This window comes from Streptomyces melanogenes, assembly GCF_014649795.1.
Lineage (GTDB): Bacteria > Actinomycetota > Actinomycetes > Streptomycetales > Streptomycetaceae > Streptomyces > Streptomyces noboritoensis.
Genome location: NZ_BMTS01000036.1, coordinates 23083 through 49736, shown reverse-complemented (window position 1 = coordinate 49736; position 26654 = coordinate 23083). Strand labels below are relative to the sequence as shown.

Annotated in this window: 24 protein-coding genes and 5 pseudogenes; 14 read left to right on the top strand and 15 right to left on the bottom strand. The window is 69.3% G+C overall.

The features are described 5' to 3' along the window. Positions 1-144: 144 nt before the first annotated feature. Together IE252_RS44060 and IE252_RS39145 are read right to left on the bottom strand one after the other, a co-directional pair. Positions 145-270, bottom strand: a complete 126-nt coding sequence (locus IE252_RS44060) for a hypothetical protein (RefSeq protein WP_268248464.1) — start codon at positions 268-270, stop codon at positions 145-147. A 117-nt stretch (positions 271-387) separates the two neighbouring features. Continuing rightward, positions 388-1677 carry an MFS transporter gene (locus tag IE252_RS39145; protein WP_229849089.1) on the bottom strand — a complete coding sequence of 430 codons (1290 nt, stop codon included), beginning with the start codon at positions 1675-1677 and terminating at the stop codon, positions 388-390. A 103-nt stretch (positions 1678-1780) separates the two neighbouring features. Here IE252_RS39145 and IE252_RS39140 point away from each other — a divergent pair, with 103 nt between their 5' ends. The 4 genes and pseudogenes from IE252_RS39140 to IE252_RS43680 form a co-directional block, all read left to right on the top strand. Next, complete coding sequence (locus IE252_RS39140) at positions 1781-2233, top strand: winged helix-turn-helix transcriptional regulator (protein ID WP_190094265.1); 453 nt, start codon at positions 1781-1783, stop codon at positions 2231-2233. Positions 2234-2684: 451 nt separating this feature from the next. Continuing rightward, on the top strand, positions 2685-3362 hold the full coding sequence (locus IE252_RS39135; RefSeq protein ID WP_190094264.1) for a TetR/AcrR family transcriptional regulator: 678 nt from the start codon (positions 2685-2687) through the stop codon (positions 3360-3362). After that, positions 3359-3763 carry a hypothetical protein gene (locus IE252_RS39130; protein WP_190094263.1) on the top strand — a complete coding sequence of 135 codons (405 nt, stop codon included), beginning with the start codon at positions 3359-3361 and terminating at the stop codon, positions 3761-3763. The genes IE252_RS39135 and IE252_RS39130 overlap by 4 nt, the downstream gene beginning before the upstream one ends. A gap of 4 nt (positions 3764-3767) precedes the next feature. Further along, positions 3768-4016, top strand: a pseudogene (locus IE252_RS43680) (Tn3 family transposase); the annotation flags it as partial. A gap of 217 nt (positions 4017-4233) precedes the next feature. Here the strand turns inward: IE252_RS43680 and IE252_RS39120 are convergent. Then, complete coding sequence (locus tag IE252_RS39120) at positions 4234-4776, bottom strand: excalibur calcium-binding domain-containing protein (RefSeq protein ID WP_190094272.1); 543 nt, start codon at positions 4774-4776, stop codon at positions 4234-4236. A gap of 396 nt (positions 4777-5172) precedes the next feature. Here IE252_RS39120 and IE252_RS39115 point away from each other — a divergent pair. After that, a pseudogene (locus IE252_RS39115) lies at positions 5173-5553 on the top strand (LacI family transcriptional regulator); the annotation flags it as partial. A gap of 711 nt (positions 5554-6264) precedes the next feature. Here IE252_RS39115 and IE252_RS39110 read toward each other — a convergent pair. Continuing rightward, positions 6265-7470 (bottom strand): G1 family glutamic endopeptidase, encoded by a 1206-nt coding sequence (locus IE252_RS39110; protein WP_190094262.1) that lies wholly within the window; start codon positions 7468-7470, stop codon positions 6265-6267. Between the two features lie 862 nt (positions 7471-8332). Between IE252_RS39110 and IE252_RS39105 the strand changes: the two genes are divergently transcribed. Continuing rightward, complete coding sequence (locus IE252_RS39105; RefSeq protein ID WP_190094261.1) at positions 8333-8485, top strand: hypothetical protein; 153 nt, start codon at positions 8333-8335, stop codon at positions 8483-8485. Between the two features lie 39 nt (positions 8486-8524). Here the strand turns inward: IE252_RS39105 and IE252_RS39100 are convergent, their stop codons facing one another. The 3 genes and pseudogenes from IE252_RS39100 to IE252_RS44580 form a co-directional block, all read right to left on the bottom strand. Further along, the gene (locus tag IE252_RS39100; protein ID WP_190094260.1) at positions 8525-8980 is read right to left on the bottom strand and encodes a hypothetical protein; all 456 of its coding nucleotides are present in this window, start codon (positions 8978-8980) and stop codon (positions 8525-8527) included. A gap of 143 nt (positions 8981-9123) precedes the next feature. Then, a complete protein-coding gene (locus IE252_RS43675; RefSeq protein ID WP_229849087.1) occupies positions 9124-9342 on the bottom strand; it encodes a ferritin family protein in 219 nt (72 codons plus the stop codon). Next, positions 9296-9706: pseudogene (locus IE252_RS44580) on the bottom strand (recombinase family protein); the annotation flags it as partial. The pseudogene IE252_RS44580 and the gene IE252_RS43675, both read right to left, overlap by 47 nt. Positions 9707-10117: 411 nt before the next feature. Here IE252_RS44580 and IE252_RS39090 point away from each other — a divergent pair. Next, on the top strand, positions 10118-13657 hold the full coding sequence (locus tag IE252_RS39090) for an nSTAND1 domain-containing NTPase (RefSeq protein WP_229849086.1): 3540 nt from the start codon (positions 10118-10120) through the stop codon (positions 13655-13657). A 533-nt stretch (positions 13658-14190) separates the two neighbouring features. Here IE252_RS39090 and IE252_RS39085 read toward each other — a convergent pair. After that, positions 14191-14868: an RraA family protein gene (locus IE252_RS39085; RefSeq protein WP_229849085.1), complete on the bottom strand. Its 678-nt coding sequence runs from the start codon at positions 14866-14868 to the stop codon at positions 14191-14193. 20 nt (positions 14869-14888) lie between these two features. Here IE252_RS39085 and IE252_RS39080 point away from each other — a divergent pair, with 20 nt between their 5' ends. Further along, positions 14889-15041, top strand: a complete 153-nt coding sequence (locus IE252_RS39080; RefSeq protein WP_190094258.1) for a hypothetical protein — start codon at positions 14889-14891, stop codon at positions 15039-15041. Positions 15042-15095: 54 nt separating this feature from the next. On the opposite strand, the gene IE252_RS39075 is transcribed toward IE252_RS39080, so the two are convergent. Beyond that, on the bottom strand, positions 15096-16283 hold the full coding sequence (locus tag IE252_RS39075) for an alpha/beta hydrolase (protein ID WP_229849084.1): 1188 nt from the start codon (positions 16281-16283) through the stop codon (positions 15096-15098). A 292-nt stretch (positions 16284-16575) separates the two neighbouring features. Here IE252_RS39075 and IE252_RS39070 point away from each other — a divergent pair, with 292 nt between their 5' ends. Both IE252_RS39070 and IE252_RS39065 read left to right on the top strand, forming a co-directional pair. Next, positions 16576-17949, top strand: a complete 1374-nt coding sequence (locus IE252_RS39070) for an erythromycin esterase family protein (protein ID WP_190094257.1) — start codon at positions 16576-16578, stop codon at positions 17947-17949. A gap of 633 nt (positions 17950-18582) precedes the next feature. Next, positions 18583-19011, top strand: a complete 429-nt coding sequence (locus IE252_RS39065; RefSeq protein ID WP_190094256.1) for a hypothetical protein — start codon at positions 18583-18585, stop codon at positions 19009-19011. Between the two features lie 103 nt (positions 19012-19114). Here the strand turns inward: IE252_RS39065 and IE252_RS39060 are convergent. After that, positions 19115-19241: pseudogene (locus IE252_RS39060) on the bottom strand (IS5/IS1182 family transposase); the annotation flags it as partial. 320 nt (positions 19242-19561) lie between these two features. Here IE252_RS39060 and IE252_RS39055 point away from each other — a divergent pair. After that, positions 19562-20668: an alpha/beta hydrolase family protein gene (locus IE252_RS39055; protein ID WP_229849083.1), complete on the top strand. Its 1107-nt coding sequence runs from the start codon at positions 19562-19564 to the stop codon at positions 20666-20668. Positions 20669-20786: 118 nt separating this feature from the next. On the opposite strand, the pseudogene IE252_RS43670 reads toward IE252_RS39055, so the two are convergent. Next, positions 20787-21111, bottom strand: a pseudogene (locus tag IE252_RS43670) (transposase); the annotation flags it as partial. A 54-nt stretch (positions 21112-21165) separates the two neighbouring features. Between IE252_RS43670 and IE252_RS39050 the strand changes: the two are divergent. Continuing rightward, positions 21166-21936 carry a hypothetical protein gene (locus IE252_RS39050; protein WP_190094254.1) on the top strand — a complete coding sequence of 257 codons (771 nt, stop codon included), beginning with the start codon at positions 21166-21168 and terminating at the stop codon, positions 21934-21936. Here IE252_RS39050 and IE252_RS39045 read toward each other — a convergent pair. Next, positions 21920-22186 carry a hypothetical protein gene (locus tag IE252_RS39045; protein WP_190094253.1) on the bottom strand — a complete coding sequence of 89 codons (267 nt, stop codon included), beginning with the start codon at positions 22184-22186 and terminating at the stop codon, positions 21920-21922. The genes IE252_RS39050 and IE252_RS39045 overlap by 17 nt on opposite strands. A 167-nt stretch (positions 22187-22353) precedes the next feature. After that, positions 22354-22785, bottom strand: coding sequence for a hypothetical protein (locus IE252_RS39040; RefSeq protein ID WP_190094252.1), 432 nt, complete (start codon positions 22783-22785; stop codon positions 22354-22356). 896 nt (positions 22786-23681) lie between these two features. On the opposite strand from IE252_RS39040, the gene IE252_RS39035 reads away from it, so the two are divergent. Beyond that, positions 23682-24230 carry a hypothetical protein gene (locus tag IE252_RS39035; protein WP_190094251.1) on the top strand — a complete coding sequence of 183 codons (549 nt, stop codon included), beginning with the start codon at positions 23682-23684 and terminating at the stop codon, positions 24228-24230. Here IE252_RS39035 and IE252_RS44435 read toward each other — a convergent pair. Beyond that, on the bottom strand, positions 24163-24705 hold the full coding sequence (locus IE252_RS44435; protein ID WP_373298682.1) for an MSCRAMM family protein: 543 nt from the start codon (positions 24703-24705) through the stop codon (positions 24163-24165). The genes IE252_RS39035 and IE252_RS44435 overlap by 68 nt on opposite strands. Positions 24706-24915: 210 nt before the next feature. Continuing rightward, on the bottom strand, positions 24916-25389 hold the full coding sequence (locus IE252_RS39025; protein ID WP_190094250.1) for an RICIN domain-containing protein: 474 nt from the start codon (positions 25387-25389) through the stop codon (positions 24916-24918). 662 nt (positions 25390-26051) lie between these two features. Between IE252_RS39025 and IE252_RS39020 the strand changes: the two genes are divergently transcribed. Beyond that, the gene (locus tag IE252_RS39020) at positions 26052-26489 is read left to right on the top strand and encodes a VOC family protein (RefSeq protein ID WP_190094249.1); all 438 of its coding nucleotides are present in this window, start codon (positions 26052-26054) and stop codon (positions 26487-26489) included. Positions 26490-26654 lie beyond the last annotated feature (165 nt).

Sequence of the window (26654 nt, the reverse complement as noted above, 5' to 3'; positions counted from 1 at the left end):
CGCGTCAACGTCCTCTGGGCCCTACTACGCGACCGGCGGTGCTATCAGGTAACGCCACCCGTCATCCTCACGGCTTGACAAACGCCATTAGGAATCCACGGCACGGTCAACGTGGCCTCGATCCGCCTCCGCCTCAAACCGTGATCAGCCAACTTCCAGGTCATCGGCCCGCCTCGCCAGCTCCGCCGCGATGGTGTCCCAGCCCGGTCCGTGCAACCACAGGTTCTCGGCCGCCTCCCGCATCAGCACCGGCTCATCCGGCCGGTGCAACAGCACCAGCCGATAGCCAGTGCAAGCGGCGGTGATCAGCTGTTGGGTTTGGCAGGCCCGGACGGTGCGGCCGCTGCCTGACGGGGCCGCACACTCCGCTGGCCTTTGGCGCGCCCCTCACTCACCATTCGCCGAGAACGCTCGGGCTTCGCTGCGAGAGGTCGCCATGGCGGCGGGGTCCGAGGTGCTGTGGCGGGTGAACACCCACAGCACGAGCCCGAGACAGCTGAACGCGGCTCCCAGTGCGCATACGGCGCCCCAGCCGCCCACCGCGTAGAGGGAGGTCGCGGCGATGGCTCCGGTGGCGCTGCCGATCGAGTAGAAGACCATGTATCCACCGATCAGCCGGCTGCCCGCGTCCGGGTGCAGCGCGTAGATCAGGGTCTGGTTGGTGACATGGACTGCCTGCACAGCGAGGTCGAGGAGAATCACCCCGACGACCATGGCCCACAGCGAGCTGCGGGTGAAGGCCAAGGGCAGCCACGAGGCGGCGAGCAGTGCCAGGGCAATGCCGGTGGTCTGCCGGGAGAGCCCGCGGTCGTTCAGGCGGCCCGCCGCGGTCGCGGCCAGGGCGCCGGCGGCACCGATCAGCCCCAGGGCCCCGATCGCGCTGTGGGACCAGACGTACGGAGCCTCGCTGAGCGGCAGCGCGATGCTGCTCCACAGGGTGCTGAAGGCGGCGAAGATCAGCAGACCGAACAGGGCGCGGATGCGCAGGAGTCGTTCCCGTGCGAACAAGGTGAGCGTGGAGCGCAGGAGCTGTCCGTAGCGCAGGGTTGCCGGCGGATTGTCACTGTGGCGCGGCAGCACTCGGTACAGGACCAGGGCGAGCAGAGCGGTGAGCGACGCCGAGGCGAGGTAGACGGAGCGCCAGCCCGCGAGATCGGCCAGGAGGCCGGATGCGGTGCGGGCGAGCAGGATTCCGATGACCACTCCGCTGGTGACCAGGCCGACCACCCGTCCGCGCCCGGCGGGAGGAGCCAGTGATGCCGCGAAGGCCACCAGTGTCTGCGTGACGACCGCGAGGAGCCCCGTCGCGGCCAGGCCCGCGAGCAGGATCGCCGCCGTGCTAGCGGCGGCTACCACGGCCAGCGCCACCACGAGGAGCAGCAACTGGGCCACGATGAGCCGTCTGCGGTCGGCCACGTCGCCCAGCGGCACGAGGAAGAAGAGTCCCAGCCCGTATCCGACGTGCGTGAGGGTGACCACGCTGCCGACAAGTGCTGCGCTCATACCGAGGTCGTGCCCCATGGTCGCCAGGAGCGGCTGGGAGAAGTAGACGTTGGCCACCGCGGCCCCGCAGGCGACGGCGAACAGGATGACGACACCACGGGACGGGACTGACGCGGCTCCTTCCCCGCTTCGGGCCTCGGTCCGTCGCGTCACGGCCTCACCGTTGCCGGGCATAAGCACCCCTCCACCCATCTGGTTTCAACTTGCTACCACTAGCGACGGCGACGGTAGCCGCTTTTGGTAGCATGTTGCAACCGTCGTGAGAGTGAGGGACGCCATGGTGACCAGGACGCGCTTCGACGACAGCGAATGCCCCGTCGCCCGGTCGGTGGACGCCATCGGCGACTGGTGGTCCCTGCTGATCGTGCGGGACGCCTTCGACGGAAGCCGGCGCTTCGGGGAGTTCCAGCGCAGCCTCGGCGTGGCAAAGAACATCCTCAGCGCGCGCCTGCGCAGCCTGGTCACCGGGGGTGTGCTCGAATCCGTCCCCGCCACGGACGGCAGCGCATACCGCGAATACGTACTGACCCCGAAGGGCCAGGCACTCTTCCCCGTCATCGTGGCACTGCGGCAGTGGGGCGAACAGAACTTCTTCGCCCCCGGCGAACCACACTCACAGCTGGTCGACCGCCGACAGGGACATCCCCTCCGCCCACTGGAAGTGCTGTCCGCGGACGGACGACGGCTGAACCCCGACGACACCACAGTCCACAAGACCCCCACCCAGTGATCCGAGCCGGAGACCCGGTACGCACACGCCGCTCGGCCGACGATTGCGATGCCGGGCGGGATGAACGACGCGCAGGGACGCGGCGCATGCTCGACCAGGCGCCCGGTGCCACCGGCCAGTGAGTGCGGCCATGTCAGGCTGGGTCTCGCAAGCTTTTCGTGACGAGTGACAGACCGTCACGGTGGTGCCATTGTCCGTACTGTGTGCGGACGGCCCGGGATGGTGTTCCCGCACCTGGAGAAGGTGCTAGGGCGTCCGTTCAGTCGAGCGATCAAAAGCCGGCTATTCGGTCGTGCCGAGTTCGATTTACCCAGGAAGATGATCCTGCGGCAGTCACCGATCGTGACGACTCCCCGTGATCGCTGCCGGAGCCCACCGCCCGATCCGACGTCGGTCGCTGGCCGGTTCCGGGCTGGCCCAGCGCCTCTGATGAACCCTACGCTTTGAGCAGTTGCTCAATCCGATCGGTCAGCGGAAGAGGTGCAGCGTGGCCAAAGCTGGTGGGAAACGGTCCATCACCCCGTCCAGGAGCCCCAGTTCGGCAGAAACGCGAGCGGCGCTGGTCACAGGGGCTGTCGCCGCACTGCGCGAGGAAGGTTTCGCCGGAGCCAGCGCGCGGGAGATCGCCCGGCGCGCCGGCTGTCATCAGTCGCTGATCTTCTATCACTTCGGATCGGTGGCCAAGCTGCATCTGGCGGCCTTGGACGCGGTCAGCGCTGCGCGCCACGCGCGCTACCAGGCCATGGTTGACGAGTCCGAGAACCTCGGCGACCTGGCGCGGGCCGCCAGGGCGGTCTTCGACGAGGACTTGGACCAGGGGCACGTGACCGTGCTCGTCGAGATGATCGCCGCTGCCCAGTTCACCCCCGAACTCCGGCCGGAAGTCGCCGCCCGGATTCGTCCGTGGCGCGCCTTCGCCGCCGACAGTGTCCGCGAGGCACTCGCGGGATCTCCCGCCGCCCGGCTGCTGCCCCCCGAAGAAGTCGCGCACGCGGTCGTGGCCCTCTACCTGGGTCTGGAGATGCTCGCCAACCTCGAAGGTGATCGCGCCCCCGCACTGGCCCTGTTCGACCGTGCCGGGAAAGTCGCCTCCCTCCTCGACATCTTCACCCGAGGGAGGAAGACATGACCGGCAACACGCGTACCTGGCTGCTCTTCATGGGATGGCTTGCGACAGGGGCCTGCTACGTACTCACCCTCCTGACCGTGCTGACGATCGGGATCTACATCCTGCCCATCACCGTGGCCGCCACCATCGCACTGGCCACGCGGCGAGACACCCGTCAGGGCATGCCCGGCCTGCTGTCAGGCGCCAGCCTGCCGCTGTTCCTGCTCGCCTACCTCAACCGGCACGGTCCCGGCACCTACTGCACCACCTCCGCCAGCGGCGGCGACAGCTGCACCGAGGGCCTGCTCAACCCGTGGGTCCTTCTGGCCGTCGGCCTCCTCGTCCTCAGTACCGGACCCGCACTGCTCCTCACGATGCGACGACGGCCAGCGAACAGCCCCGCACACACCCCCTCCCCATAACCGCGCCACACACACCGCCAGCCTGCCCCCACCCTCCGGCCAGAAAATGTGGCGCATCGACCGCACAGCTGACTACGGCACCTTCCAGGACGCGGCCCGCGGCCGTGCCGACCTCGCCCGCATCGAGCGGCACTGGGAGAACATCCCGCAGATCATCGGCTCGATCCACACCGGCGCGGTGCGCGCGTACGACGCGAGCCGGATGCAGTTGCGGGATGAGCGGCCGATCCAGCCCGGCGACGCAGCGCGGCACTCCCCCTGCCCCCCACACGGATACGGCCCGCGCGGGCGAATCGTCAGCAGCCGCGCGGCGAGACTCCGCCCCGGCTGCCCGTCCGCCCGAGGTCAGTAGCGCCCAGGTCCGTCCCGCCCAACATCACGCAGAGGCAGGAAGCTTCACGCCGAGACGTAACGAAATCAGCGACCAGCACGCCCAACCGTAACGGCTGCAACAGGCCGGGGCGGGCTGGTCACTCGCAGGCAACGCCGTCGCCATCGCGGTCAAGGTGGGATCCATAGCCGGGCTCTCCCCGATGGATCGGAGCCGCGCCTGCCTGTCTGACGGCGGTGCAGTTCCGGTACGAGACGCTGCCGCCACCTCCCCCGGTACTCGAGCTGCCGCCAGATGACGTTCCCCCACCCGCTGGTGCGCCTGCGGGGGGCCTAGCCTTGCTGTCGTCTGCTGCCGACGGCTGCAGACGGCTCGGCGGCTGCTCAGCTTCCTGCTGCGGCTGCGCTGGGGCGCGAACAGGTGGAGGCGGCGGCGGTGGCGTCGGGGATGCCGCTGCGCCGGGGGTGGACGAAGGGGGCGCAGATGTGGCCGATGAGGCAGAGACGGAAGCTGCTGGCGCTGGGGCCGCCGCGGTGACGGTGACCGTAGCGGTTGGCTGCGGGCGGGGCTTCGCGTCGTCCTGCGTGTTCTTCTGGCTGGAACCGGCGACGACCAGAACCACAAACCAGATCGAGGCCAGGACCACGGTCACCGCTTTGCCGGCCTTTTGCCAGCCAGCCATGAACGCGAGTGCGGCACCCAACGGGGGAATGACGAGCGCTGCTGCAATGACGGCGGGAACCGCCAGCAGAGGATGCCAGCGGCGCGGTGGGAGTGGCTGGAACGGGGCGGGATCAGGGGGCGGGTACATGGAACTCCAGACCGGAAAAAGACGAGGCAGGCACCGCGAACTCGCACCTGCCACACAGCCATCCGGTGTCCTGTCCAAAACCTGGCGAGGATGAGCTGCAACGTGGCGGCATGCCGCTATGGCAACGACCGCGGCGCCAGCGCGGATTCACCAGTCCAACGCCCCTGCGAGGCAATGGTTACCGGCAACACGCCCCCGCGGCGCGCCCCACCTCCTCGACCCACTGCCTGAACTTGGCGAGGCCATCCTCGGTGACCGGCCACCCCTACTGGCAAGTCCGGCCTCATCGGCCTCATCACAACCACGGAACCCGGTGAAACCCCGGTTACCTCCCCGTACTTCGCGGAGGTAACCAGAGCCGCGACCGCAACCGCCCTGGCCTGCGGATACGCCCTCGTCGCCCTCCCCGCCCCCTCCCACCACGACTCGATCGACGTGTGGTCGAACGTCACGCTCGACGGCACCATCGCCGTCCGTCCATCCGACGATGACCCTGTCATCGGGGCTATGTTGCGCCGGGACCTGCCCGTCATCGCCATCGGCAACCGCCTGGCCAGGTCCGTCTCTGCCACTGCCTGGGTCGACAACGACCACGAGGCGGTGGTCCTGGAGATCCTCGACCACCTCGTGGCGGCTGGAGCTCACCGAGCACCGCCGTCGCGGCGCCAACGGACTGCCTCTCGTGGTGACGCCCCTGTGGGAGTACCTTCGCACGCAGTTGCCGGCCGGGCTGGATGCGTGGACGGTGACGCCGCATCTGGACCTGCCCTTCCGCCGCGCTGCCGGTGACCTCCTCAAGGACGCGTACGCGGACCTCCCGGACCCCATCGAGGTGACCTTGCTGGGCAGCCGTCGCGAGGGTGCCGAACGGATCGAGCCCCTGGTGAAAACGGGTGACGAAACCAGACACGAAAGAGACGCAGCACGGCGAAACGCACGCACCTGGCGCACGCGCAGCCCCTGGCACCCTCCAGGGCCGACGACTTCGGCACGCACAGACTGCACTGGCGCGGCCTGCTCCCGACCCTGCAGGAGACTATGAACTGACCGGCGGATGCCCCCGGGGCAGACCCCCGTACTCCGGTCGTGCGACCCTGGTAATCCGTGCCAGCCCCGGTGGACATGACCCGCGCACCCGCACGGGTCATGGTCGTGACGGAACTCCGGGCCCGGCACACCCCACCGCCTCTCCCGGTACTTCTCCGCCTGGACGGCACCCGGGCCACCCCAGAAACCCACCCGTCCCTGGACCATGTCCCGGTTCCCGACGGCTGCGGCGCGCGATTCGCAGCCGTCCGCCGCTGCGAGAGCCCCTATGCGAAGGCCGGATACTGATCGTCCGGATCGATGCCCAGGGCACTACGCCGCATGCGAGGTGACGGTGAAGTTGCTGTATCCGCCGCTGTCGGTGGTGGCGGCGGAAGGACCGTAGACAATGCCCGTGTCGGCCTGCCGGGCACGGACGGCGACCGTGTCGTAGAAGTCGAGCGGCGCGCCGTCGACGGTGACGTACGAGAAGGGGACGCTGACGCTCCTCGGCCAGGTCGAGCCCGTGCTGACGTGGGGGCGCTCCACGACGACCTCAGCACTCTCCGAGCGGGCCGCGGGTGCCCGCTTGGTCAGAGTCTGGCGCTGTCCCGGCCGGGAGAGGTTGTCGATGGTGAAGATGTAGTTGGCCGGGTCAGCGGAGCTTCGGACGACGGAGGCCGTAATACGGTCCCCGGCCTGCACGACCATCGGGATCGGCTGCGCGAACGAGTCGGTGCCGGCGTTGATGACTTCCCAGAAGGCGCTGTGCTGGGGGTAGAGGTCGCCAGTCCGGCAGGCAGCATGGGTTCCGACCTGGACCAGGCTCTCCGTGGCGCTGGTGTCCAGCCCATCGAGGCCCACCCAGACGCCGAGATGGTCGTTGGGGACGTCCTGGCAGGTGAACGCCGGCTCGGTCCACGCCGCGCCGACGGAGTGCGGTGCCGCGTTGACGGGGCTGCTGGGCACCACGTAGCCGGCCCAGTTGCGGTAAGGGGAGTCGGCGAGGTCGAGGTCGTCGATCTGGACCCAGGAGTCCGCGCCGGGGGCGACATAGCCGACGTAGAGGGTGACGGATGAGTTGGTGCCGGAGTTGAAGGCCATGGAGAGGTACTGGTAAGCGCCGTTGGTGACGACCTTGCCGTAGTTCTTCTGGACAATGGTGCGTCCGTTGGTTCCGCGCGCTCCGAAGTATCCGGTGGTGTAGTTACCCGACGTCCTCACCCAGCCCTCCAGGTAGTACAACGTCTGGGGTTTGACCGTCACTTGTTGCCTGACGGCGTTCCAGGTGCGGCTGGAGGTGCGGATGAAGGCGTTCTTGCGTCCGGTCTTCTGGTATCCGAGGTCGATGTCGATGCCCTTGTAGTCCGGTCCCTCTCCGGACCAGGCGCCGGAGAGGGTGCGGCTGTTTTGTTCCTCGAATCCCGAATCGTGGATCAGCCCCGTCGGACGGGCGGAGGCGACGGGGCCGATGACGGTGAGCAGGGACCCGAGGACGGCAGTGAGGAGGGTCAGGATCAGACAGCGTGGAAGTCGCATACTCGGTTTCCCCCATCAGTGTGCGAACGGGCCGGACATCGGCGTCCGGGAGCGGTTCAGTGGATGTCGAAGTCCGTATTGCTACGGCCGGTAAGCGGCTGTTATCGCTTCAGGTGGCTGCTGGTCGACCGGCCCGCCCGGGAGTTCGACGGCGCACGGCCTGCCGGGCGGTGAGGGCCGCCAGCGCGGAGAAACACAAGGAGACTCCCGCCGGGTGGTTCTCTCAAGGGCCACCAACAGTCACCGACTGGGGCAGATCGCACAGGCAGCACGGCGAGCGCCTGGCGCCTCGTTGATCAGATGCGTGAGCCGGAGCGGATCGGCGTCCTGCAGCGGAGGCCCCACTGGTGCGGCGAAACCGTACGGTTCCTCGATCAGCAGCCCCCACACCGGCGTACCGTAGGTCAACGGGCTGACGTCTCAAGGCCACATCAACGACTTCCCCCATGATCAACGCCTGGTCGCACTCGGCGAACCCCGATACACCGGCAGGTGAGGCGCTCTTGCAGATATGCCTCGCCGAAGGCACTCAGTGGCAGGACGTGGGGCCTCCAAGGGCAGAGGGCGAGAGGGTGGACGCCATGCGAACCCGCTCTGTTCCGCGATAGCCATGAAGTACTTGAAATGACGCAGTTCCATACCCGTCCCCCATCGCAGCCGCGGCACACAGCATTCCCGCCGGACTGCCGCACCGAGCCGGATTGCCGGAGCACGGCCACGAATTGGGCCTGACGTCCGGAGGGGCACGGCGGACGCCATGAGGTGGATCGAGCGTTCCAGCCGTATGGTCCTACTGCGTTGAACGTGCGCTAGTCGGGGAACGGCGGACTCCTCACAACGCCCCGGGCAAGAGCGTTGCTTCATGTGGGGGGGCAACGGCTTCGTTGCCCTGCTCGACGGCGGTCAGGACACAGTCGTGGTAGTCCTCCAGGCCGCCCTCGGCAACGGCGACCGGACGCCGGTCAGGACATACCACTCCTCGGCGCCGACGCAACGGATCCGCCCGGCCGCCTGACGGCACACCTCCCCCTCACGCGGCCGCAATCCGTACGCCTCACGCGGAGGAGTCGTCGAAGGGAGCGCTCATCACGTCCGAGGACTGGCAGAAGGCGATGACCCCCGTGCTCACCTTGATCTTGCAGACCTCGATATAGGCGTTGTTGATGTAACCGCCCGGCGTGGCGTACGTCGTCCACGTCGCGGTGTCCTGGCCCGACGGGATGGTCCGCATCCGCCATACGATGTGGCCGTTCTCACCGTTGGTGATGAGCCGGGCACCGATGGCGTAGCCATCGGGGGCGTCGTCCTGGACGCTGATCGTGACGGGGTCCAGGCTGTACGGCCGCAGCCGCCACCCGATGCTTACGCTGCCGGAGAACGACCAGTCCGTCGCTCTCACGCTGGCGTACGTGGTCGGCGGTGCCGCGGCGGCGGGCGTGGCGACGGCCGGGACGATTACGGCGGCCAGGGCCACCGACGTGAAAGTGGCAAGAGCGTGCTTGAAACGCATGGATCCCCCGGGAAAGAGCTCAGCCGAACTGAGGCGCAAGAAGATCACTTTAACGCCAGTTGACCGGAACTCGCCCCCGACTAGTCCGTGTTCACAGCCCTGTTCTCCCGAAGCTGCCACGAAGTGAAGGTAGCTCTGTGCAATCAGAGTGACACTTGGCCAGGAAAGGCGAGGCGGGGTCCGGGGGCCTCGCCGTTCTGGAGGGCGGCGAAGTCGGCGTGCGCGGCCTCGATGGCTTCCGGGTACGCCTCGCGCTTGGCGTACCCGGCGAGCGCCCGGTAGATGCTGGCGACGGAGGGGGTCTGTCCCTTGCGCTTACCGGTAGGGATGATGTCGCGGCCGAGCCGCTTCATCTCGTACACGGTGAAGACGACCCGGCAGGTGCGGGGCGTGCGCCTTGACCTCCCGCGCCGAACGGAGGGCCCCCTCGAACCGGGGACGGACCCGCACCCGGGTGCTGATCCTCTCGCTGAAGATCTTGTCCCTCGGGATGCCGTGCTTGGCGAGCGCGTTGAGTTGGGAGTCAAGTTCCTGCCCGAGCGTCGGGCATCGGGCATCGGGCATCGGGCGTAGCCGATACGGATGTCCGCGCTCGGCAGGCCCGGGTCGATCGGCCGGCGGCGGGGTGCCCGGGCGCCACGGCCGTCCCGGGCCGCGGTCGGCGGGGGTCGGCACCCGCAGCGCCTTCTTCAGCCGGGGCACCAGGGTGAAGCGGCGGGTGTGGTAAGCGGAGGCGACCGCGCCGCCGCACGAGCGGCACGGCGAGCCGGGCTGGGCGTCACACTACGGACAGGCGCGCTGTTCGACGTCGTCCGCGTCCGACCGGTCGGTTGAGGGAGGTTGCTGAGGGTCCGTCATGGGCCCGGATTCTGAGAGCGAATCCGGGATCGGCGGGGGTCCGGCGGCCCGTGGTTGATCTTGCTCGTGCAAAGGACCGTTTGTGAGAACCGCTGTGGCTGAGTGCTCAGTCGGCGAATGTGAACGCTGGTTGGCGAGAGTGCAGGTGTAACTGTCCTGCCGCCGGGCAGAGCCGGTCGAGTCGAACAGTCATGCATAGGGTTGGCGAGAGCGCGTGGAGTGATAACGGACTCTGATTCTGGTGGGGGATGCGTGGACCGTCGTCCGGTAAAGCTTGTCTTGGACATCCTGCTCATGCTGCTCGGGGCACTGTTGGGCATGGCGGCCAACTACGCCACCAGTCAGACGGATCATGTCCCGTGGCCACTGCGCCTGTTGCGGGAATGGTCGGTGCCTTTGGTCGCGGTCGTGCTCTTGCTTCTCGTCGCGGGGCAGGTCTGGCTGCACTTCCTGGAGCGGCCTGTCGCGATCACGCGGACGTGGAACTCCTCGCAGCCGCCGTACCCCGGGCTGGAGGCATTCACCGAGGACGATGCCGGCGTATTCTTCGGCCGTGACCGGGAGATCAGGGATCTCGTCGGCAGGCTCAATCCGTCCGCCCCGGCCCGTGCGCACCGGTTTGTCGCGCTGATCGGTCCCTCGGGGAGCGGCAAGTCCTCGCTGGTGAAGGCGGGGCTGCTGCCCGCCCTGGGGCGGCGGCGCGGTCTTTGGCTGATCACGCCACCGTTCGCACCGGGCGCCGATCCGCTGGTGAGCTTCACGTCGAGTCTTGCCGCGGTGCTGCCCGATATGACCGTCGAGCAGGTCCAGACGGAACTGGCACAGGGGCCCGCGGGCGTACGGCGGTGCCTGGACCGGCTGCGCACGGCGCGGGGCGGACGTGTCGCGCCAGTGCTCCTGGTCGTCGACCAGCTTGAGGAACTCCTCACGTTGACCGCAGCCCAGGACCGGGGCGCGTTCCTCTCGCTGATCAATGAGTCGCTTGCGGCGGACCCGCATCTGTGGGTTGTGGCCACCTTGCGATCGGATTTCCTGACCGAGTTCCTGGGGACCGGATACGCCACGCTGATTCACCAGCCGACGCTGGTCGGCGTGCTCGGTCGCACAGAGCTGTTCGAGGTGATCGAGAAACCCGCGGAACAGGCGGGCCTGAGCTTCGCTCCCGGGGTCGTGGCACGGATGGTGGACGACACCGGAGGTGGGGACGCACTGCCGCTGCTGGCCTACACCCTTCAGGAACTCTTCCTGCGGGTCGGCTCCGGCGGGACGGTGGCGGAGGACGATTACCGTCGCCTTGGCTCAGTCGCCGGGGCACTGTCCGACCAAGCGGACCGGATCACCGCCGACTTGCGTACGGCCGACGCGGACACGCCTGTGCTCTCCACACTGCTGAAATTCGTGACCCTGGAGCACGGCGAACCGACTCGCCGCCGCGTGCACCGCGAGGACCTCACGCCCGAAGAGCGCACCGTGACCGATGCGTTCGTCACCGGACGCCTGCTCACCAGCGACAATGCCGTGCTGGACGTCGCCCATGAGGCGCTCTTCCGGCAGTGGGCTCCGCTGCGTCAAGCGGTCGCGGCCAGTACGGATAAGCTGCGGCGCCGTACGGAGCTGGAAAGGTGGGCACAGGACTGGGAACGCTCGGGCCGGCAGGACGCTTATCTGCTGAGCGGCGAACGGCTGGCCCTCGCACGCGCATGGGCGGACGAGGCGGCGTCTGAAGCCCTCACCGGCGTCCCGCTCGTCGCCGCTTTTCTGGAACGCTCCATCCGCCAGGACAGAATCTCTATGGAACGTGTCGCCGACGCGGTCGCCCACCGGGCTCTGGAAAGCGCCAGACGCGACCCGGAGTTGGCGATCCTTGCGGCGCTCGCCGCCATCGAGGAGTGCGCGCCCACCTCGGCGGCCCAACAGGCACTGCACACCGCTCTGGGCGCCTCCCGGCGGCGTGCGGTCTTCCGGGGCCATGAACAGGACGTCAACGCTGTGGCCTGGTCTCCCGACGGGTCGCGACTGGCGACCGCGTCGGACGACGGCACGGTCCGGATCTGGGACGCCCAGGGGGCCGCGGACCCCGTCGTCCTCACCCATGGCCACGGCGACAGGGTGTACGCCGTGGCCTGGTCACCTGACGGGAAGCGGCTGGCCAGTGGCTCGCGGGACCGTACCGTCACCGTCTGGGATGCCGAGACCTGGGCCGCACTCGGCGTGCTCACCGGTCATGACGACAGCGTCGGGGCTCTTGCGTGGTCACCGGACGGCGACCGGCTCGCCACGGCGAGCAGCGACCGTACCGTGCGGATCTGGGACGCGGAGACGCATGCCGAACTGGCCGTGCTGACCGGCCACGAGCTGCCGGTGTGGGCCCTGGCCTGGTCACTCGGCCGAGGGCAACTAGCCAGCGCGTCGGACGACGGCACGGTGCGCGTCTGGTCCCTGGCACCCGGCGGGCGTACCACCGAACTGACCGGCCACCGGGCCAGTGTCTCGGCCGTCGCCTGGTCCCCCGACGGCCGCCGGCTCGCGTCGGTGTCGGAGGACCGCACCGCTCTGGTCTGGAACATCGCCGAAGCAGAGGAAGAGGGGGACGAGCCGCAGGCCCGGAAGCTCACATCGCTGACACCGCTGACCTGCGTGACGTGGTCCCCCGACGGCCGCCACATCGCCGTTGGAGATGACGACTGCACCGTTCGCGTCTGGGACGCAGGCACAGGGGAGGAATCACTGCTGATCGGCCACACCGACAGCGTCAACGGCATCGCCTGGCACGGCCACCGTACCGCCACCGTCTCCCGCGATCGGACCGTGGCCATCTGGGACGCCACTCCGCGCGGCAGCCAGACCGGCACCCTGCTCGGCCACGACGACTCGGTCCAGAACGTCTCCTGGTCGCCCGACGGCACCCGCCTCGCCACCGCGTCCCAGGACGGCACGGCCGTGATCTGGGACATTGCACAGAACTCTGCGGTGGCCACGCTGAGACACGAAGGTGCCGTGTCCGACCTGGCATGGTCCCCCGACGGCGAGCGGCTGGTCACCGCCTCCCGCGGCGCCGCCGCCCGAATCTGGGACGTACGCGACCGGACGCAGCTCGCCGTGCTGCGCGGCCACGACGACGAACTCACGACGGTCTCCTGGTCCCCTGACGGCACCCGGATCGCTACGGCATCGCGCGACAGCACCACCCGTATCTGGGATGCCTCGGACGGCACCGAACTCACGGTGCTCCGCGGGAACAGGTACTGGATAGGCGGGGCCGCATGGTCTCCCGACAGCCGCTACCTCGCCACCTCATCAACCGACAAGGCGCTCTGTGTCTGGGACGCCCACCGGGGAACGGCCGTGACGACCTTGCACGGGCACACGGACTACGCGTGGCGCGTCGCCTGGTCACCCGATGGCCGTCGGCTCGCGACCGGCTCCCGGGATCGCACCATTCGCCTCTGGGACCCGTTCAGCGGTGCCGAGCTCGTCACCATGACAGGGCACCAGGAACGCGTTCAAGGCGTCGCCTGGTCACCTGACGGGCGGCACCTGGCCACCGTCTCCTGGGACCGCACCGTGCGGCTCTGGAACCCAGACGATGGCCGAGAGCTGACCGTCGTGGGGGTCCACGACGACCAGGTCAATGGTCTGGCATGGCATCCGGATGGCTCACACCTGGCCACCGTCTCCCGTGACCGCAGCGTAAGAATCTGGGAACCTGCTACCGATATGGACACCCTGCTCAGACGCGCCCGCTCCCGGGTCTTCCGCCGACTCACCGACGACGAACGCCGCAGCTTCCTGTTGCCGACAACCCAAGCAAGAGCCTGAAGGGCATCGGGTCTTTCGGACAGGGGTGTTGACCGATCTCCTGAGCGGCCACCCGGAGCCGTCGTTGCTGAGCAGGTCTTTCGCCTCGCTCTCGGTGAGGAGTTCGCGCGTCTCGTCCTTCGCCCTCATGATGCCGATCCGGCCGTACCGTCCGCTGCTGGCTTTCCGGCCTCCGCATACGGCGCGGCGCACGGGCCGGGCACTGCCGCCCCGAGGGCATGACCGAACCAACCTCTCTGAGCACGCCCCCCAATGGGCCCAGAAGATCCAAACCGCAGACAAGCCCACCCCTGATCCGCCGTCAGAGAGCTACTTGTCACTTCGCGGCAGCTTCGGGAGAACAGGGCCTTCACCTACCGCCCCGCCTGTACGTGAGCCCCACCAACCCCTCACCACAGCCCGCACCGTGCCGGCACCCCGTACCACCGCAGGCGCCCCCGCCGTGAGCGGACGCCAGCACCGGGCACGCGTCACCGGTGCACGCCGGAGGTCGCGGGCAGTGCCGCAGACACGCAGGGCGAGGGCCCCGCCCCTCAGTCGGAGTCGGTACGGAACTCAAGGGCGCTGCTGCGGCCCGCGTCGAGCGCGGTGACGTGATCGGACCAGTTGGTCTGCTCGTGCAGGGGCCGCCCGCTCGCCATCGCGTCGAGCAGCGTGCGCTCGGCGTGCCCGATGGCCTCCGCGGCCCCGAGTGCCGCGGCCATCCGCTCGACGGGAGCGATGACCACGCCGTCGTCGTCACCGAACACCATGTTGCCAGGGCTCACCGCGATGCCTCCGCACCTCACCGTGGTGCCAAGCGGTGCCCGGGACACGGTACTGCCCGACTTCGGGTTCGTGCCGCGCGCGAACACGGGCAGGCCGACGCGGCGCAGGCCCGCCACATCGCGGCAGTAGCCGTCGATCACCACGCCTGCCAGCCCGCGTCGCCGCGCCTCGGTGGCGAAGAGCTCGCCCAGGACCGCGAGTGCGTGCCCGTTCGTCGCGATCACGAGAACGTCGCCGGGAGCGGCCTCGGCCAGCGCGCTGAACACCGGCAGGTGGTCGTCCTCGGCAACCACCGTGAACGCCGGACCCGCCATGCGGACCTCGGGCACCATCGCCCTGATCTCCGTAGCCACCACGGGCAGTGTCTTGTCGGCATCGGACAACGCCGACACCTCGATCGTCAACAGCCGCCGCACGAGCTCCTGGTGTGTCACATCCACCACGATCCCACACCCCGACGGCCGTGGAGAGTACCGCGCACGAAGGCGATCTCGGCGGAGTCGACGCGCTGCTGCACCGCATACGGCTCATGGGCCTCACCGGCCCCGCCCGCTGGGAGGACCCGCACTTCCCCGACCGCGGCTGTCGAGCCGGCCCTACCGCGCCGCCTTCGTGATCGGAGGGACGCCCGACCGGCGTCGGTCGCCCCTCCCATGCGCCGGCCTACCCCCTACCGCTCCCCGCCACCACCGAGGTACCGCCGGAAGAAGGCGTCGATGTAGGCCGCACCGCCCTGGCGCTGGGCGGCTTCAGTCAGCTGGGACTCGTAAGTGGAGTCGCCAGGGGTGGTGCACTGGCCGGGCCGGGCCTCGTCGTGTCCGGCGTCGTCGCCGGCGGCGACCTCTCCGCTCTCGGGCGCCCACTGGGTGTTGAAGTAGTTGTGGTTCGCGCCGGGCATCTCGTACTGCTGGAACCCGGCGGTGTTCTTGGCAGCCGCGTCGGCGGCGAAGGTGAGCACCTCGCGGCCGACCTGCCCGTCGCACGTACCGCGGATCACGGCCAGGGGCGTCTTCGTGACCTCGTACGCGCCCATGTCCTCGGTCATGATGTTGTACGAGGGAGCCAGCGCCAGCACCGCCCCGATCCTGACCCCGGCGGGCAGACGGTCCTTCTGCCGCTCCGCCGCCTGCCAGGTCACGCCCGCGCCGCCGCGCGAGTGCCCCATGGTGCCGACCCGGTTCAGGTCGACATGGTGGCGGAAGTCGACACGGCGCGGCTTGCCCGTGGCCGCGTCACGGAACGCACCTGCGAGGGGCCCTCGGCCGCCGGCGTCGAGCCGCTGCCACAGGGCGAGGTGCCGGTTGATCAGGTCGGCCCGTACGGAGGCGTTCGCGTCGCCGTCCAGCGACGCGGCGGTGATGCCGTTGGCGCGGATGGACACCACGACGAAGCCGCGGCGGGCCAGCCGCTCGCCGAGGTAGTCGTAGCCGCGGTCGTTGGCGATGACGCGGGTGCCGGGGGCGCAGGGCCAGCTGAACAGCTTCCGGCTCGCGGCCTCGAACGCGTCCCAGTCCTCGGCCTTCCGCGCGGCTTCACGCGCTTGCTCCGCCGCCCGGTCGGCACAGGTCTCGTGCCATCCGTGCAGCTGGACGATGAGCGGGCGCGGGGCGGAGCCGAGGTCCTTCGGGTAGTGCACGGTCGCGGCCATCTCCACCGGTTCCCCGGTCTCCGGCAGCCGGTAGGCCTCGTCTCCCAGGTTGTACGTGACGGTGGCGACACCCGCCGGGGAGGTCCCCGCGGCGAACGCGGGGCTCCCCGCCAGGACCTGCGGCAGGAAGAGGGCGGCCGCGGACACGGCCAGGGCGCGGGCGCGGAGCGGGCGTCGGCGAGGAGCGACGGATATCTCGTACGGCTTCACGAACGGTCTCCAGGATCGATGACGGATGACGGACGGCGCTCGGCGGCTGGCCACCGGGCGCCGGATGATCACTGCACCCCGATAGACGGTCCACGGAGCCCGAGGTTCCGCGATCCGCCACGCACAGCGGAACGCAAGGGGCATACGCGGGGGTAAACCCCCGGCCCGGCCCGGGGGATGCCCCCTGGGCGAACCCGGTAGGGCACCCCAGCGCGATCCGCCCCCGCAGCCCACCAAGATCACCTCATCGGCTCACGCACCACGAAGCCGCCACGCGCAAGGGGAGATCCGCATGCAGGGATACCGCACGACGACCAGCCGACGAAGGTTCCTCGCCCTCACTGGAGCACTCGCCGTCACGACGCTGGCCACCCCGGCGGCGCACGCCGCACCGCCCGTACGGGACACCTCGTCCGCACCCGTGGCCAGCGACCACGACGCATCCGCCGTCCGTGCCCTGGAACGGTCCGCACACCCCCTGCGCACGACGGAGCCCGGCGGCCGGAGCCCGGACCTGCGGGCACTGAGCGCCATGGTCGGGGCCGCGCAAGTGGTGGGTCTCGGCGAGGCCACGCATGGCTCGCACGAATTCTTCGCCATGAAGGAACGCGTCTTCCGGCATCTCGTCGAGGACCTCGGCTTCACCACCTTCGCCCTGGAGATGAGCTGGTCGGCCGGGCTCGTCATCGACGCGTACCTCCAGGGCGGCCCCGGCGAACCCAGGCGCATCGCGGACGCGACGCTGGCCGGATCCCCCTGGGAGCGCGAGGAGTTCGTCAGCCTCATCGGCTGGATGCGCGCACACAACCGCCGCCACCCCGGGCACCGGGTCCACTTCATGGGCGACGACCTCGGGGCGCCCAAGCTGGGCGAGCCCATCTTCGAGCGCGTCCTGACCTCGGTCCGCGAGACCAGGCCGGAGGCGCTGCCCCGGCTCACCGAGCTGTACGCCGCCCTCCGCCCCCTCGACGACATCTTCGCCTACCTGCGCAAGCCGCTCGCGCAACGCGAGGCGAACGCCGCCCGCGCCCAGGAGGCCCTCGACCTGGTCACCTCACTCCGGGCGGCCGACGACGCCCACGCGTGGACCGTGCAGCACGCCCGGAACATCGCGCAGACCTTCGCCTTCGCCACCGTCGACCTCGCCGACCCGGCATCGGTCACCGCCGCGGAGCGCCTGCGCGACCAGGCCATGGCGGACAACGTGCTGTGGTGGCAGCGCCAGACGGGTCACAAGATGCTGCTGTCGGCCCACAACGGGCACATCGGGTACCTCTCCACCCACCCCGACATGTACCCGCGCACCCAAGGCGCCGTGCTGCGCGACCGACTGGGCCGCGACTACGTGGCGATCGGCTTCACCTTCGCCGGCGGCACGTTCCTCACCAAGGACACGTCCCTCGACGGCGACTGGAAGCCGGTGACCGTCCCGGCGGCACGCCCCGGCATGAACGAGTACACCCTGGACCGGGTCGGATACCGCGACTTCTACCTCGACCTGCGGACCGCGTCCCCCACCGCCCGCAGCTGGCTCGACCGCGCCCGCCCGGTCTACGACGCCGGCTCGACCTTCACACCGAGCCCCCTGCCGACCCTGGCCCTGGGCCCGGCCTACGACATCCTGGTCCACCTGCACCGGGTCCGGGCGGCCGACACGCTCCGCTAGCTTGACTCTGTCGGGGATCTTGGTGCCAGCGGAGTCAACTACCCAGTGTTCGCCAGGACTTCAGGCGAGGAATCTCGCACTGGTCGAGGTAGCTCTGGAAGGCAGTCGGCTGGCGGAGCATGGGGCTTCCGTGAGCCGGGCCACGGTGGCCCGGCTCACGGAAGCCCCGGACGCCCGTCCCGCGGGTACCAGTCGGCGACGTCCTCGTCGCGCCACAGCGCATCAAGGTGGTCACGTACCCATATCGCCGTCGTGCCACTCGGGTTGCTCGCCCGCGCAACCTGCGCGGTCAGGGGCGGAACGTGCTCACCGGAACGGGGGTGAAGGGACAACGGACACCACGACAACTTCGTCGATCGGCGGAACTACCCGAGCATGCCCGCTGGCCATGCTGCCGCACCGGGAAACCCCAAGATCCCCGACAGAGTCAAGTCAGACCCGCCTGAAGATCCACATCAGGAGACCACTGCATGTTGCAGGCCTCTCGGCCCTCGACTACCGCCAGGGTTTACACACCCCTACCGCGCTCGTCTGACGCGCGCAAAGCGTTTGCTGAGTACTTTTCCCCCGCCGGTCGCACCGCCTCACAAGCTCCGACCGGCCCAGGTTCGGCATACTCCAAGGGGGAACTCAGTGATCCGTTTCTCGCGCAACATGAAGCGCGCGTCCGTCGTCGCCGCCACGGCCGCAGTCGCGGCGATCGCCGTGGGAACGAGTCCCGCCGCGGCCGCCAGCGGACGCAGCGACTCGTGCAACACCTATGTCTGCGGCAGCGGTACGTTCACGTTCGGCACAAAGACCCTCAGCGGCAGCCTCTCCGCGCGCGACAACGAATGCAACAGCAAGGGTGTGTACATCGGCATCGTCGTCTACCACTTCGACGACGTCGCCGACATCGGCACGATGCACAAGGTCAGCCAGGACTGCCACGGAGGCTACGACGGCTGGTACGGCCTGAACTGGTCCGACCGCAAGACCATCAGAGGGTTCGCCGTCGTCACCAAGCAGGAGGGCAACGACTACTACTGGACGGGCAACTACGTGGACAACCCGCTCACGTGACACCCCGTCCGCCCGCAGGCGGTGGCCACGCGGATTCCCCGCGCGGCCACCGAGTCTGTCAAACGAGCGGTGAAACCAAGCTGGTTGAGGATACTGGCGGTTGTCGCTCGTAGCGTGCGCTTGGCCTGCGGTAGCCGGTGAGCACCGAGATGGTGCGTTCGATCACCCATCTGCGGCGGCCGAGGCGTGCGCTGGACTTAATGCCCCTTGCGGGCGATGCGGACGCCGATGTGTTTGCCCGGCAGCCATTTCCGCAGGGGCACCGGGAGCCAGGCGAAGGCATCGCACTGGTCGAGACGGCAGCGAAGGCGGTGTTCACTGATAGGTGAACGATGATGACCGATAAATGATCGGGCTCCAGCGCCAAGTGGCCTACGCTTGAAGGAACTTGACGATGAGCAGGCCGGACGATGGCGTTCCCTTTACCGTTTTCGCTGTGCGCCTCGGGTCCGGCCACGGAAGGAGCGCAATGCCTCCCGTACGCCCGAATCGCCGTTCTTTCATAGCCGGTGGCCTCGCGGTAGCCGCCGCAGCCGCCATGCCCCTGTCGGTGTCCGCGCCTGCAGTGGCGGCCGGTCTCATCCCCACCCGGCTGGCCGGGCCCACCGGTCCCGCGCCGGTGGGCGCCGTAGAGCTGCACCTGGTCGACCCGTCGCGGACCGACCCCTGGTCGGGGCAGCCGCGCGAGGTGATGGTGACCGTGACGTACCCGGCCGCCGACGTGCGTGGCCGCGCGATGCTGCCCTGGCTGCCGTCTGGTGCCGAAAGGGCCCTCAAGGCCCGCTTCGGGGGCGCGGTGGACGGCTACGCGCTCCCGCAGACCCACAGCGCGGACCGCGCGCCGGTCCGACCCGGCCGCCGACCGGTGCTGCTCCACTCGCCGGGATATCAATCGGACCGCACGTTCAACACGCTGGTCATCGAGGAGCTGGCGTCCTGGGGCTATGCCGTGGTCGCGGTCGACCATCCCTACGACTCGGGCGAGGTGGAGTTCCCGGACGGCCGCGTGGTCCTCAACCGCCCCGACGACGCGAGCGACGAGGCCCGCACGGCCGCAGTCGCGGTGCGCGCCGCCGATCTGCGGTTCGTCCTCGACCAGCTGACCGTGCTGCAGCGGGGCGGCAACCCCGACGTCGAGGGGCGTCCGCTCCCGCGCGGGCTGCGCGGGACGCTGGACCTCACGCGGGTCGGCGCTTTCGGGCACTCCCGGGGCGGCGCCGCGTCAGCGGCGGTGATGTATCTGGACAAGCGGGTGCGGGCCGGCATCGATCTGGACGGCGCGCTGTTCGGGCCGGTGGTTGAGCACGGTCTCGACCGGCCGTTCCTGCTGATGGACACGGCGGTCCACGACGGGCTGAACGAGGACGCGACCTGGCCGCCGTTCTGGGCGCACCTGAGCGACTGGCACCGCTGTCTGGGACTCACGGACGCCGACCACAACTGCTTCACCGACATCGTGGCCCTCGCCCCGCAGGTCCCCGAGTCGGTGCGCAAGACGCTGCAGATCGGCACGATCCCCGCCGACCGGGCGGTGGCTGCCGTACGAGCGACCGTGCGGGCCTTCTTCGATCTCCAGCTGCGCGGCCGCCCGGACACCGGGCATCTGCTGTGGGGGGCTTCGCCGCGATACCCCGAGATCCAGTACATCGCCGGATAACAACCGGCGCCGAACGCCCCCAGACCGTCTGCCTGCGACCCCGCCACAGGACGACACCCGCCACCAGCAGCACCCCCTGCTGGGCGGGACCGTCCAGTACGTACGAGGAAGAAGGCCCGGGCCGGTGCCGTGGCCGCCCCACCGCACCGGCAACGGCCGGGATCTTGTCCAGCAGGCGAAGAAGTTGGTGACGTCGTTGCGGTTGCCGCCGGTCAGCGACACCGCGAGCGGGATGCCCTGGCCGTCGGCAATGATGTGGTGCTTGCTGCCCGGGCGTGCGCGGTCGACCGGGCTGGGTCCGCTTTTGGGCCCCTGCGTGCGGCCCTCACGTGGGAGGAGTCGATCACCGCCCGGGACCAGTCGAGCTGGTTCTTCGATCACAGCTTGTCCAGCAGCACCTGGTGCAGCTGGCCCCAGACGCCGGCCCACACGGGCGCTCGCCGAACGCGTCAGGCACGGTGCCGCAGCGGAAGGGTGGCCCGCACGACCGTGCCACCATGTGCGGGGCGTCCCCGCTGACCCGCCGAGGCCCGCGATACGCGGTCCTGGTCCCCCTGCCGGCCGTCATCGTTGTCGTCCTGGCAGCCGTCGCCCTCCTCGGAACCCGCACCATCCTGTTCTGGTTCAAGGAGCAGACCGGTCAGGGCGCCTGGCACCTCACCTATGAGGGAACGTCCAACGACGGCCGGGGCCGGCCCGCGAAAGAGGTCCGATACGGGCACGATGACTATGCCGAGCAGCGGTACAAGGAAGAGAGAGCCGCCCCCGTGCGGCTGCCCTGGCGCCAGGAAGCGGTGGTCGACACGGGCAACGAGGCCCGCGTGGAGGTGGTTCCCGGCACGGACGGCGTCGCCTCGTGCCGCATCCTGCTCGCCGGCGTCCGCGTGGTCGCCGAGGGGACGTCACCCGCGCCGGGCAAGCCCGCGGTCTGCCGGGTGACCACCCCCACCACACCGGAGAAGTGGCCCTGCGGCAAGAGCGTCAACACCGCAGCGTGCGCCGCTGCGTTCCTCCCAGTCCTACCGGCCGGCAAAGCCGCCTGGTTCAGCAGCCGACTGCGGACCCACAATCCGGATGTGGACCTCTCGGATGACGGCCCGGCCCTGGATGACAGATGGGCGCAGAGCGACAACAACCTGTGCGGGCTGCTGCCGGACAGCTGGGACGCCTCGCACGTCGCCGAGCGCTTCGTGCGAGCCATGCTGCCGGGCAGGCACCGCCTTGAGGGCAACGATCCGGCCCCGACCCTGGTCAGGAGGGCTCGGTGAGGACCCACAACTCCCAGACTCCGGCGGCCCGGCACTCGTAGGCGCGTACGCCGTTCTCCAAGTACCACCGGCCGCGCTCATGACAACGGTTCTCCTCGGCCGGAGGAAAGTCCGCCACGTGGTGCCAGCCTGGCCCGGCTGCCGGCGCGGACTGTGCGGGCGTGGGTGCGGGCACGGAGGCCGCGGCCGTTGCGCCGTGGCTCGCCACCAGCAGCGGCGCGGCCGCAGCCGCGAGGAGAACACGTGTCATGGTTCGCATGGAACGCATCCTTCCGCAGCTGGCGGGCCCACATCGATGGAGACCGCTCCGCCGTCCCCCGATTGGCCTAAAGAGTGATACGTGCAGCCTGACTGTGGGACATGACACGGTTCTTGAGGGTGCGTCAGTCTGCGCGCCCACCCATCGCCACTATTGACTCATCGCTTTCTCAGCTTGCCATTTCCGGCCCGGTCCCTCGCGATGTGTCGTATCTTCTTGCTGCCTGACCCGGCGAGCAGGGCGAGTACCTCCGGCGACGCCGACTGCTCGGCGAGGACACGCTGCATCCCGTACGTGACCTTCGCCCACGCGACCGGTGTCGGCACCTGACCGTCCTCGATGGACAGGTAGAACAGCCAGCCATGGATGCGGCGGCGGATGAACTCGCGGTACCCCTCCCCTTTGAACTGCTCGATCTCCGACAGCACTTCGGCCGACCACTGCCGGAACTCGACCGGACCAGTCACCCGCATCGCGATCCTGTCCACGAGGGCGACCACCGCCGTCTTGGACCCCATCTCGTGGGCGTTGCGCAGGATCGTGGCGACGATCGCGCGATCCCGGGCGCGGCTCCGCAAGAAAGCGGTCACCGAGACGGCGCGTTGGCACGCGGACGATCGGAGGTCCCGCGTACATGGCGCAAGGGGCGAGAACTTTGACGCACAGGCATAACAGCGTCAACAACCCGCACACATAGCCGTAACGGCCTGTCCGCTGGAAGGGGTGCCGCCGGTCCACGCGGGCGAGACCGCATCTGCCGTCGCTGCGGCAGCCGGCACCTTTCTCTCCGGCCACGTTGTCGCGCGGTCTCCAGGGCAAGCTGTGAGGTCACACGTCTTTGGGCGCTCGAGTGGCTACTCGCCGCACGGCATGCGTGACCGGCGGCCGAGGCGAACGCGCGCCCGTCGACAGGCACCGGGGAGCCCATCTGCTCGTGTGGCTCTGTCTGTCGTTCGCCGCTTTCCGGGCCGGGCAGGCAGTGCGGGACGCTTTCGCCTTCGTGCCCGGGTTCGTACCGTGGGACGGCGAGTGCCGCCGCCGATTCGTCGCCTTGCTCGGCGCCGCGACATGGGCCGCCGTCGTAGCCGCCTGTATCGACTGGGGGAAGATGCCGCTGCGGACGGCCACCGGACGGTTCACCCACGGTCTGGGGCTACGCCCAGCCTTTGGGTGACATCTGGCCGTGCCGTGAGGGCACGGGAGTGTCCGCGGTAGCGGTGTGGGCGTGAGCCGGTAGCCTGCTGAGTCTCGGGCTCTGCTGCCCCGTGTCCCTGATCCGGGGGCAAGAGGGGTCCGGCGGGTTACGTCCCGGCCCAACCTGTTCGAGTGGTGGTGGCGTCCGCGTGGGTGTCGTGACGGCCCGTCCCAACTGGAGTCTGCCGGACCCCGGACACGCGCCCTGGGGTCTGGTCACCGAGCCGCCCCGGGCACCGCATGAGACTGGGCGCGGGGCGGCTGCCGGACTCGATCTATCCGGAGTGATGCGATGGAACTCGACCGCCTGCTTCCCACCTACGAGCTTCACTCCCGGTTCGCCCGCCGCATCGCGGCGGACCCAGTGACGGTGTGGCGGGCACTGACCGAGGTCACCGCCGGGGAACTGCCTGTCTACCGGACGCTGATGCGGCTGCGCCTGGGTGGCCGGGGCCGGGTCGAGGGGCCGTTCGTCGACAGTTTCCCCGCGCCCACCTTGGTCACCGTGGACGGCGAGGAACTGGTCAAGGGCATGGTCGCGCGGTTCTGGAAGCCCCGCCCCCAGCCCGCCCCGCTCCCCCCGGGCGACGCGGCGGCCTTCCTCGCGTTCAACGAGCCGGGCTGGGCCAAAGCGGCCCTGAGCCTGCGCGTCGTCCCCGACACCGGCGGCTCCCTCCTGTCGTTCGAGACCCGCGTGCACTCCACCGACGCCCACGCCCGACGCGCCTTCCGGGCCTACTGGCTGCTCATCCAGCTGGGCGGAGCGGCGTACATCAGGATCGAAGTACTGCGCGCCGTAGCCCGTCGCGCCGAACACGCCACCGCCTCAAAACGCCCATAGACAGTGGGTGTCCGCGACGTCGGGCCCAAGTCTCGCGCCCGAAACCGGCAGAAACGTCAGGACAGCAAGAACACCCAGGACCCTCGCAACGGTAGCCCGACCAGCAGTTCAGCACCGGCGCAGCACGAAGCCGGCGGCGTCCCGGGGTGCTCGGGTGCGGCGGCACAATTGCCGGCGTGGGCTTGTCGGCCAGCGTCATGGCCACGTCGGCATCGGGCCGGGCCGTGAACGCGACGGGCGTGGAGTCCAGTTGGTAGTCGGTGGGGGCCTTGACCTCAGTGGCCCAGTAGCGGGTGCTGGCCTTGAGGGTGACGTCGAGCGGAGTGCGGGCGGTGCCGTCGGCGCCGGTGCTCAAGGTGAGGACCGTCCTGCCCGGGGTGTGCTTGCCGGTCTTGTCCTCCTCGTCGGCACGGATGGCGATGACCGCTCCGGCCAGGGCCTTGCCCGTGTTCTTGTCGGCCTTGCGGACCTGCAGCCGCGCCCTCTTGAACGGGTCGACGACGTCGAGGGGGTTGGCCTGGGCGGTTCGTCCGGCCGTGATGGTGACGCTCTGGTCGGGGACCAGGCCGTGGAGGGGGCTGCCGGAGGAGGTCCCGGACGTGAGCCGGCTGTGGACGCCCAGGCCATCTTGGCGCAGCAGCTTGCCCGGGGCAGAGAACCATCTTGAAGCGGTCGGGAGATCCGTTCAGCCGATGGTGAAGCGCTGGTTCTGGGCGCCTCGGTCGCAGCGGGCAGTGCGGTAGTAGCCGTTGTCCTGCTGGTAGAGGCAGCGGCCCGTGCCGACGCTCTGGAGCATGATGGCGCTGCGGGCGGCGGGCTGGACGGTGCGCCACTTCTGGTATGAGCCGCCGTTACAGCGCAGGGGGTAGACGTCGCCCCGGTCATTGCTGTCGAGGCAGCGGCCCCAGAAGTTGTTCTTAAGGGTGGTGCTGGTGTTGAGGCGGCCGTTCCACTGCCACAGGAGGCTGCCGCGTCCGGTGGTGCAGCGGTCGCCCTTGAGGCCGGTTTCGTCGGTCTCGCGCAGGCAGTCACCGTAGCGGTAGTTCGCGAAACGGCTGGTGGCGGTGGCAGCCGAGGCGGGTGTGGGGGTAAGGAGGGGGAGGGCAAGGCCGGCTGCGGCAACGAGGGCGGCGAAGGCTTTCCGGGTCGGGCGGCGCACTGGGGGGCTCCTTGCAGTGGTTTTCAGAAGTACCTCCACAGGATCCCCGAACACCACCCCCTACGCCTGAAAAATGGGGAAAACCCGCCGACGACTCCCTAAAGGTCCGAGAGGAGGCGCTACGTCGAAGCTGCCACTCATGCCACAGAACACATCGGAAGCCCGAGCCGCATCGCCAAGAGACAATCACGCCGCCAGAGAGCGCCGCCCTCCAGGGCCAGTCCGTAGCTTGGCAGCTCACCAGAGCGACCCAGCATGGATCCGACGAACGCGATGCCTCGACGACACGACGCGGAATGGCCGGGTTGGCTGTGGAGGTTTGAGCGGGAGTCGCCGACGCCGCGCACGACTCGCTGGGCGGCGCCGCCGAGGCAGCGGCCTGGCTTCCGCAGTGCACGGGGGCTTCGCTGCTGGCCGCGGCGCGGGACGCCTTCACAGACGGCTTCCAGGTGGCCGCGGGCGTCAGCCCGGGGGTGTTCTTCACGGCCACCCTGACCATGTGATTTATGCTCCGCGGCCAGAAACTGCAGGTTCTCCAGACACTCGAGTGCGTCTCACTGATTCCTAATGCCGTTTGTCAAGCCGTGGCGCACGCTTGAGGTAGCGGGCAGGAGGTGTCGGAGGTGCGCGGTACAGTCCGTTCATCCGACTGGGGAGGGCTCATGGGGACCGAGTGGAGCTTGACGATCGACTGCGCGTACCCGGGGAAGCTGGCCGCGTTCTGGGCGCTGGCGTTGGGCTACGAGGAGAAGCCCGCGCCCGCAGGGTTCGGGAGCTGGGAGGAGTGGTTCTCGCATCATGAGGTTCCGGAGGACGAGTGGGATGACGGGGCGTACCTCTCAGATCCGGACGGAGTGGGCCCCACCTTGTCCTTCCTGAAGGTGCCGGAGCCGAAGGTGGCGAAGAACCGGCTGCATATCGACGTGCGAGTTGGTGGCGGCCGTGAAACCCCGTGGGAGGTGCGCTGGCCCCGCGTGGTCGAGGCGGTGGAGCGGTTGACCGCTGCGGGCGCGACCGTGGTCCGCGAGGACGAGTTGCAGGGCAGGCCGGATCACGTGGTGATGGCAGACCCGGAAGGTAACGAGTTTTGCCTGGTCTGACGGGGTCGGTCAGACCACCTGGCCGCGCGCAGCGTGTCGCGTCCCTTCCTATGCGGCAGCCCTTGTCGGCGGAGCTGGCTCGTAGCGCCGTCCGTCGCGCAGGAGGGCCCAGAGGACGTTGACGCGGCGGCGAGCGAGGGCGAGGACGGCCTGGGTATGGCGCTT

Bases quoted from the DNA above. Each gene is read 5' to 3' on its own strand.
- IE252_RS39145 (WP_229849089.1), bottom strand. From the start codon at position 1,677: ATGCCCGGCAACGGTGAGGCCGTGACGCGACGGACCGAGGCCCGAAGC.
- IE252_RS39140 (WP_190094265.1), top strand. From the start codon at position 1,781: ATGGTGACCAGGACGCGCTTCGACGACAGCGAATGCCCCGTCGCCCGG.
- IE252_RS39130 (WP_190094263.1), top strand. From the start codon at position 3,359: ATGACCGGCAACACGCGTACCTGGCTGCTCTTCATGGGATGGCTTGCG.
- IE252_RS39120 (WP_190094272.1), bottom strand. From the start codon at position 4,776: ATGGCTGGCTGGCAAAAGGCCGGCAAAGCGGTGACCGTGGTCCTGGCC.
- IE252_RS39110 (WP_190094262.1), bottom strand. From the start codon at position 7,470: ATGCGACTTCCACGCTGTCTGATCCTGACCCTCCTCACTGCCGTCCTC.
- IE252_RS39105 (WP_190094261.1), top strand. From the start codon at position 8,333: ATGTGGGGGGGCAACGGCTTCGTTGCCCTGCTCGACGGCGGTCAGGAC.
- IE252_RS39100 (WP_190094260.1), bottom strand. From the start codon at position 8,980: ATGCGTTTCAAGCACGCTCTTGCCACTTTCACGTCGGTGGCCCTGGCC.
- IE252_RS39070 (WP_190094257.1), top strand. From the start codon at position 16,576: ATGCAGGGATACCGCACGACGACCAGCCGACGAAGGTTCCTCGCCCTC.
- IE252_RS39050 (WP_190094254.1), top strand. From the start codon at position 21,166: ATGTGCGGGGCGTCCCCGCTGACCCGCCGAGGCCCGCGATACGCGGTC.
- IE252_RS39045 (WP_190094253.1), bottom strand. From the start codon at position 22,186: ATGACACGTGTTCTCCTCGCGGCTGCGGCCGCGCCGCTGCTGGTGGCG.
- IE252_RS39035 (WP_190094251.1), top strand. From the start codon at position 23,682: ATGGAACTCGACCGCCTGCTTCCCACCTACGAGCTTCACTCCCGGTTC.
- IE252_RS39020 (WP_190094249.1), top strand. From the start codon at position 26,052: ATGGGGACCGAGTGGAGCTTGACGATCGACTGCGCGTACCCGGGGAAG.